Source organism: Aphanizomenon flos-aquae FACHB-1287 (assembly GCF_014698755.1).
Taxonomy (GTDB): domain Bacteria; phylum Cyanobacteriota; class Cyanobacteriia; order Cyanobacteriales; family Nostocaceae; genus Dolichospermum; species Dolichospermum flosaquae.
Genome location: NZ_JACJTO010000004.1, coordinates 155,642 through 163,224, shown reverse-complemented (window position 1 = coordinate 163,224; position 7,583 = coordinate 155,642). Strand labels below are relative to the sequence as shown.

1 protein-coding gene, 1 pseudogene and 1 CRISPR repeat array (1 of these 3 cut by a window edge) are annotated in these 7,583 nt (G+C 36.5%); the gene and the pseudogene both read left to right on the top strand.

What is annotated here, in order from left to right:
* Positions 1-109: 109 nt before the first annotated feature.
* Positions 110-961 (top strand): annotated as a pseudogene (cas1d, locus tag H6G44_RS03520) (type I-D CRISPR-associated endonuclease Cas1d); the annotation flags it as partial.
* A gap of 23 nt (positions 962-984) precedes the next feature.
* Entirely contained in the window at positions 985-1,257 is a 273-nt protein-coding gene (cas2, locus tag H6G44_RS03515) for a CRISPR-associated endonuclease Cas2 (RefSeq protein WP_190384881.1), read from the top strand.
* Positions 1,258-1,484: 227 nt separating this feature from the next.
* Positions 1,485-7,583: a CRISPR direct-repeat array (repeat unit 38 nt; unit sequence AATTGCAATTTCTCTTACTCCCTATTAGGGATTGAAAC) (it continues 223 nt past the right edge of the window).

Genomic DNA, 7,583 nt, shown 5'->3' with positions numbered 1-7,583 from the left:
AAATCAGTTATGTTCATTGGATGGAAGATATTATGAAATGTTGACATTTTTACCCTTGATAATACTAGTATACTTAAATATGTAAAGTTTTGTAACGACATTCAACATTTCTGTATTTGAATTAATGGAACGCCATATTCCTCTATCTTTTATCAGTAATATTGGTCATTATTTGGGACGGTTAGAACCAGAAATGACTGGTAATATTTTCGTTCGCAAGGCACAATGGCAAGCAGCAGGAGAAACACCCCAATCTATTCATGTGGTGCAAGCATTTGTTAGGGGAAAGTTAAAAAATTATCGGCAAACTTTGATGCGTTATCAGCGTGAATTTGATGATCTTCATTTATCTAAAAATATTGCTCGCATTGAACAGGTAATTGATGCAATTAAATCAACTCATAATATTAATTCTTTGCGCGGTTTAGAAGGTTCTGGTAGTGCGGCTTATTTTGGTTGTTTTAATCAATTGATTCGTAATTCTCAATTTTCTTTTACTAAGCGGGTGCGTCGTCCTGCAACTGATTCGGTCAATTCTTTATTGAGTTTTGGTTATTCTTTGTTACGTCATGATGTCCAAAGTGCTGTGAATATTGTCGGGTTTGATCCATATTTAGGTTATCTGCATTTTGATCGTTATAATCGTCCTTCTTTAGCTTTAGATTTAATGGAGGAATTTCGCCCTTTGGTGGTAGATGCAGTGGTTTTATCTATTTTGAATAAACAGTTATTAACTCCAGCAGATTTTGTGACTGAACCGCTAAGTGGGGCAGTTTCTCTTACTTCTGAAGGACGGAAAATTTTTCTCACTAATTATGAACGAAAAAAACAATCGGAGTTTAAACATCCGGTTATGGGTCGTAAATGTACTTATCGAGAGGCTTTTGAATTACAAGCAAGATTACTGTCTAAGTATTTGATGGGAACTACTGATAAATATCCTCCTTTGTTTTTAAAGTAGATAAGTAGGTGAAAAAATAAGTGATGAATGTTGTTGTTTCTTACGATATTTCTGAGGACAAACGCCGGACGAAAATCCATAGTATTCTCAAGTCCTATGGTCAATGGGTGCAGTATAGTATTTTTGAATGTGAGTTAACTGATACTCAATATGCTAAACTAAGATCGCGTCTTAATAAGCTGATTAAACCGGAAACTGACAGTGTTCGCTTTTATTTCCTTTGTGCTTGCTGTTTTGGTAAGATAGAAAGGGTCGGCGGTGAACAACCCCGTGATCAGACGATTTTCTTTGCTTGATGCGCGGATGGGTGGGTGTAAAATATCTAGGTCTGGAAAAAATGTCTGAAATCATCTCTGTACAAGACTTTGAGCAATTTATGGCGGTTCACCCACCCGCGCCCTTTGCCCAGTATGGGTTTCACGGATTTTACCCCTTGACACTTTTTCGGAAATGGTTTATTATGAGTTCATCCGCGCAACTGAACCTTGAAAACTACATATATATAGGCTTTCGAGTCCCCGCCAATTGCAATTTCTCTTACTCCCTATTAGGGATTGAATGTGGCTATTTGTGGGGTGAAAAACCCAATATTTCTGCACTAAATTGCAATTTCTCTTACTCCCTATTAGGGATTGAATGTTCCTTATGCCTTCTGATTTTTCTTAACTAATGAAGAATTGCAATTTCTCTTACTCCCTATTAGGGATTGAATAAAAATTCTCCGGATCTAGGTTCTCCAGATTCATAATTGCAATTTCTCTTACTCCCTATTAGGGATTGAATTGGGATAACAGGCGCGGGTTATGCACCAGCCTGGGAATTGCAATTTCTCTTACTCCCTATTAGGGATTGAATTTGATGTGATGTATTCCACCCCGCGGCATACATATCAAGAATTGCAATTTCTCTTACTCCCTATTAGGGATTGAAACTTCTGATACTTGCGGATTTGGTGAGGCGATCGCAAAATTGCAATTTCTCTTACTCCCTATTAGGGATTGAAACATTAAACAAATAAAGTAAATCTAGATTAGATTTCAAGAATTGCAATTTCTCTTACTCCCTATTAGGGATTGAAACCCCTGAGTCGTAACCAGCGCCGAATTGGTTCGCCAAATTGCAATTTCTCTTACTCCCTATTAGGGATTGAAACTACTTTTACATTTCTATATTCGACTACGGTGTTGACGGTGGTAATTGCAATTTCTCTTACTCCCTATTAGGGATTGAAACAGCCATTTGTTGTTCTTCTATGGCATGAAGTTGATCAAGAATTGCAATTTCTCTTACTCCCTATTAGGGATTGAAACGGGTATGGCGGTGAACGATGCCAGGGAGAGCGATCGCACAATTGCAATTTCTCTTACTCCCTATTAGGGATTGAAACATTCATGCTTATCAATCAGTGGGTAAAGTCGTAGAATTGCAATTTCTCTTACTCCCTATTAGGGATTGAAACAAAATGGGCGAAACTCGAGTGATAGGGGAAATGGAATTGCAATTTCTCTTACTCCCTATTAGGGATTGAAACCAATTAGGGTGGATCTTTTTTACCCAGTCCAAGGCGTTAAATTGCAATTTCTCTTACTCCCTATTAGGGATTGAAACCCTATCAATGAAATAATCGTCAATGCAGTCTTAATTGCAATTTCTCTTACTCCCTATTAGGGATTGAAACATCCCCAGTCGGAAAAGCAAATTCTTTCCCACTGATAATTGCAATTTCTCTTACTCCCTATTAGGGATTGAAACTTCAATCAAGATGACCTAGAAAGTCCGCGGACTGAAAGGGGAAATTGCAATTTCTCTTACTCCCTATTAGGGATTGAAACAAAAAATCTCTCCTACCAGAGCCGCGATGACAGGTAATTGCAATTTCTCTTACTCCCTATTAGGGATTGAAACAACCCGCTTAATGGGCTGGTATGTGCAGATAAGATATATAATTGCAATTTCTCTTACTCCCTATTAGGGATTGAAACCTCCGAAGGATGGGTAACTTCTGCTACGCAAAGCAATTGCAATTTCTCTTACTCCCTATTAGGGATTGAAACCAAAAATATCTCGATCAACATGATCTTTTAATTCAATTGCAATTTCTCTTACTCCCTATTAGGGATTGAAACTTATGCTTCTGAATCTGAGGTCGCTCCTGACATAGAAAATTGCAATTTCTCTTACTCCCTATTAGGGATTGAAACGGCAAATTTAGTGCTGACAATTTCCAAGTGATCTAATTGCAATTTCTCTTACTCCCTATTAGGGATTGAAACCAGCATTGCCGATGCTAAATTCGTTTGGTTTAACGGAATTGCAATTTCTCTTACTCCCTATTAGGGATTGAAACCAATTATTTCGCCATCCTGAATCTTGATGTAATCACGGCGCAAAATTGCAATTTCTCTTACTCCCTATTAGGGATTGAAACTTCCCCATTTTACTCAAGAGAGATAGAGCATTTATAATTGCAATTTCTCTTACTCCCTATTAGGGATTGAAACTTCGGGTCTGTCCCCTACCATCAAAACTTCCTCTAAATTGCAATTTCTCTTACTCCCTATTAGGGATTGAAACGAATCAATGAAAATGGATATCAATGGACTAGAAATTGCAATTTCTCTTACTCCCTATTAGGGATTGAAACTTCTTCTTTGATGTGATTGAGTCAGGGGGTAAACTCAATTGCAATTTCTCTTACTCCCTATTAGGGATTGAAACAAATAAATAATTTCATCACCAACTAAGGCACAATAATTGCAATTTCTCTTACTCCCTATTAGGGATTGAAACTCCTTCGCAATCCCTACCTCTAGCAGTACAACACTAAATTGCAATTTCTCTTACTCCCTATTAGGGATTGAAACTGATAATTAATGATTCATCACACTGAAATCTTAAAGAATTGCAATTTCTCTTACTCCCTATTAGGGATTGAAACATGATATAAATGTGAGGCAAGGGAGGAAAGCCCAAAATTGCAATTTCTCTTACTCCCTATTAGGGATTGAAACGAGTTGGGAGAAGGAACTAAAACCTCAGCGAGAGTAGTAGGAAATTGCAATTTCTCTTACTCCCTATTAGGGATTGAAACATAGAGAGCTCTTGACTCTGGAGAGCCAAAGAACGAATTGCAATTTCTCTTACTCCCTATTAGGGATTGAAACAATGGTGAGTTCTGGACTGGTAAAAATTGGGGGAAAATTGCAATTTCTCTTACTCCCTATTAGGGATTGAAACGAAAATTGACGTAAAACTGGAGAGTAAAAGTAAAAAAATTGCAATTTCTCTTACTCCCTATTAGGGATTGAAACAGTAAACGGTTTTAAGTGGCTGCAACTAGACCGCGCAAATTGCAATTTCTCTTACTCCCTATTAGGGATTGAAACAAAAAGTAAAAAGTAAGTAAGGAAAGGCAAGGAAGATAATTGCAATTTCTCTTACTCCCTATTAGGGATTGAAACAGTGCTAAGGGGAAGGCTTTAAATTCCCAACTTTCCTCAATTGCAATTTCTCTTACTCCCTATTAGGGATTGAAACTAAAAGCTTTTGGCAAGAGAGGTTAAGAGCTTACGAATTGCAATTTCTCTTACTCCCTATTAGGGATTGAAACTAGCCGGGAGTTATAGAGGGATGGAAATTTACGCAATTGCAATTTCTCTTACTCCCTATTAGGGATTGAAACTACTAGACTATAAATATAGGGTAAAGCAAAGGAAAAATTGCAATTTCTCTTACTCCCTATTAGGGATTGAAACAGACGCTTTTTCCAGAACTTCTAATCGTGTTGTAAAATTGCAATTTCTCTTACTCCCTATTAGGGATTGAAACTTCTCAAGATTGTATCTTGTCGCGCTTGATATATTTAAATTGCAATTTCTCTTACTCCCTATTAGGGATTGAAACTTCAGTATTTCTGTTTCGATGTGGGCTAATTCCTTCTCAGAATTGCAATTTCTCTTACTCCCTATTAGGGATTGAAACGAATACTTCAATATCCCCTAACTCAGTTTCTATTGTTAATTGCAATTTCTCTTACTCCCTATTAGGGATTGAAACACTGCCAAGGAACTTTTAATTAAAAAATTAGAAGAATTGCAATTTCTCTTACTCCCTATTAGGGATTGAAACACTAAACTCATTATCGTATTGTGGAAAGCCTAAACTAATTGCAATTTCTCTTACTCCCTATTAGGGATTGAAACAAATGGGAATTAACTAAATCCAAAAAAATAGAAAGAATTGCAATTTCTCTTACTCCCTATTAGGGATTGAAACCCCTTGAAATAACCCAAAGCCTTAAATAACTTTTCTAATTGCAATTTCTCTTACTCCCTATTAGGGATTGAAACCCAAGAGCCGCCCCAGCAACACATTCCAGTAAAATCTCAAATTGCAATTTCTCTTACTCCCTATTAGGGATTGAAACAAGAATAAAGTGTCCTTATATTTTTACAAAAAAAATTGCAATTTCTCTTACTCCCTATTAGGGATTGAAACTACAATCTATTAATGATTTAAAATCCAATTTAGTATTGCAATTTCTCTTACTCCCTATTAGGGATTGAAACCAGGTATTGTAGAATCTATGCAAGCAGCTAAATGATTGAATTGCAATTTCTCTTACTCCCTATTAGGGATTGAAACTTTGTGGCTGCCAAGGCCGAAGAAAAAGACGGTGATAAATTGCAATTTCTCTTACTCCCTATTAGGGATTGAAACAGAGATAGTAGCCCGTAATTCATTGACGGGACAATTATTGCAATTTCTCTTACTCCCTATTAGGGATTGAAACAAAGAGATTGTTACTGATGTTCCCTCACCATCATAAGATTGCAATTTCTCTTACTCCCTATTAGGGATTGAAACTATGCCAACATATTCTGATATTTTCGATAACAACAATTGCAATTTCTCTTACTCCCTATTAGGGATTGAAACATAGATAAAATTCTGTTAGTTGAGGAATAAGATGCAGAATTGCAATTTCTCTTACTCCCTATTAGGGATTGAAACTTCACATGGCAGAAGTTCCCGATCTAACAAAAGCCGATTGCAATTTCTCTTACTCCCTATTAGGGATTGAAACCAGTATTTTTTATAGACCCCAAGGATGATCCCAAAGAATTGCAATTTCTCTTACTCCCTATTAGGGATTGAAACACTTCCCTGACATCTACATTTACACTTTAACAAGTTCACAGATTGCAATTTCTCTTACTCCCTATTAGGGATTGAAACCAATCAGCAAGCTCAAACTGATCTAAAACTAAAAAATTGCAATTTCTCTTACTCCCTATTAGGGATTGAAACTATTTAGTTGCCCAAGAAGTTTCAATAGCGGGGATTGCAATTTCTCTTACTCCCTATTAGGGATTGAAACTAATAATTTGTGAGGTAATCCCCACAAGATTTCATTGCAATTTCTCTTACTCCCTATTAGGGATTGAAACTTAGAAAATTACGACAATAACCCAGACTTACTGGAGAAATTGCAATTTCTCTTACTCCCTATTAGGGATTGAAACCCTGCTTTACCTCTAATTTTTCTAACTGCGCTTATTGCAATTTCTCTTACTCCCTATTAGGGATTGAAACTAAAATCCTTAAACTTAAGTTGCGATCGCAAGATAATTGCAATTTCTCTTACTCCCTATTAGGGATTGAAACTTAATTACTTAAAGTAGCTTAAAAACCTTTCAACACTTATTGCAATTTCTCTTACTCCCTATTAGGGATTGAAACATCGGGAAAGCTTACCGACTCAAACCCCATATTAAAATTGCAATTTCTCTTACTCCCTATTAGGGATTGAAACGTACAAGTCCCGTTACCATTAGGCTTATCATAATTATTGCAATTTCTCTTACTCCCTATTAGGGATTGAAACCGTGGATATGGTGATTTGAGAAAAGTTGCCACTTGGAAAAATTGCAATTTCTCTTACTCCCTATTAGGGATTGAAACACTCCTGTCCAGCAGCAGAGTTTTTTCAGCTCTGATTGCAATTTCTCTTACTCCCTATTAGGGATTGAAACACTATTAAGTTAGTCAGCAAAAATGACAAGTTTAATTGCAATTTCTCTTACTCCCTATTAGGGATTGAAACTGAATATCAACAGTATTAAAGATGCGATCGCTCCAAATAATTGCAATTTCTCTTACTCCCTATAAGGGATTGAAACTAGCCTGAATCACTTTAAATACCTGTTGAATAAAGTCATTGCAATTTCTCTTACTCCCTATTAGGGATTGAAACCGTGGATATGGTGATTTGAGAAAAGTTGCCACTTGGAAAAATTGCAATTTCTCTTACTCCCTATTAGGGATTGAAACTACCTATTGGAGATTGTAGAAATTTTTGGGAGTGGGTATTGCAATTTCTCTTACTCCCTATTAGGGATTGAAACAATTTGATTACGTTTTAGCACGTTGTAAATATTTGCATTGCAATTTCTCTTACTCCCTATTAGGGATTGAAACTCACAAAAAGTATTCTGAACATCCGCCACAAATAAAGGCACATTGCAATTTCTCTTACTCCCTATTAGGGATTGAAACGAAGCGGCTATGAATTTGTTAATGGGTGAAGGTTATGATTGCAATTTCTCTTACTCCCTATTAG

What these genes read in the sequence shown, in the direction of transcription:
- cas2 (WP_190384881.1), top strand. Translation starts at nt 985, where the DNA reads ATGAATGTTGTTGTTTCTTACGATATTTCTGAGGACAAACGCCGGACG.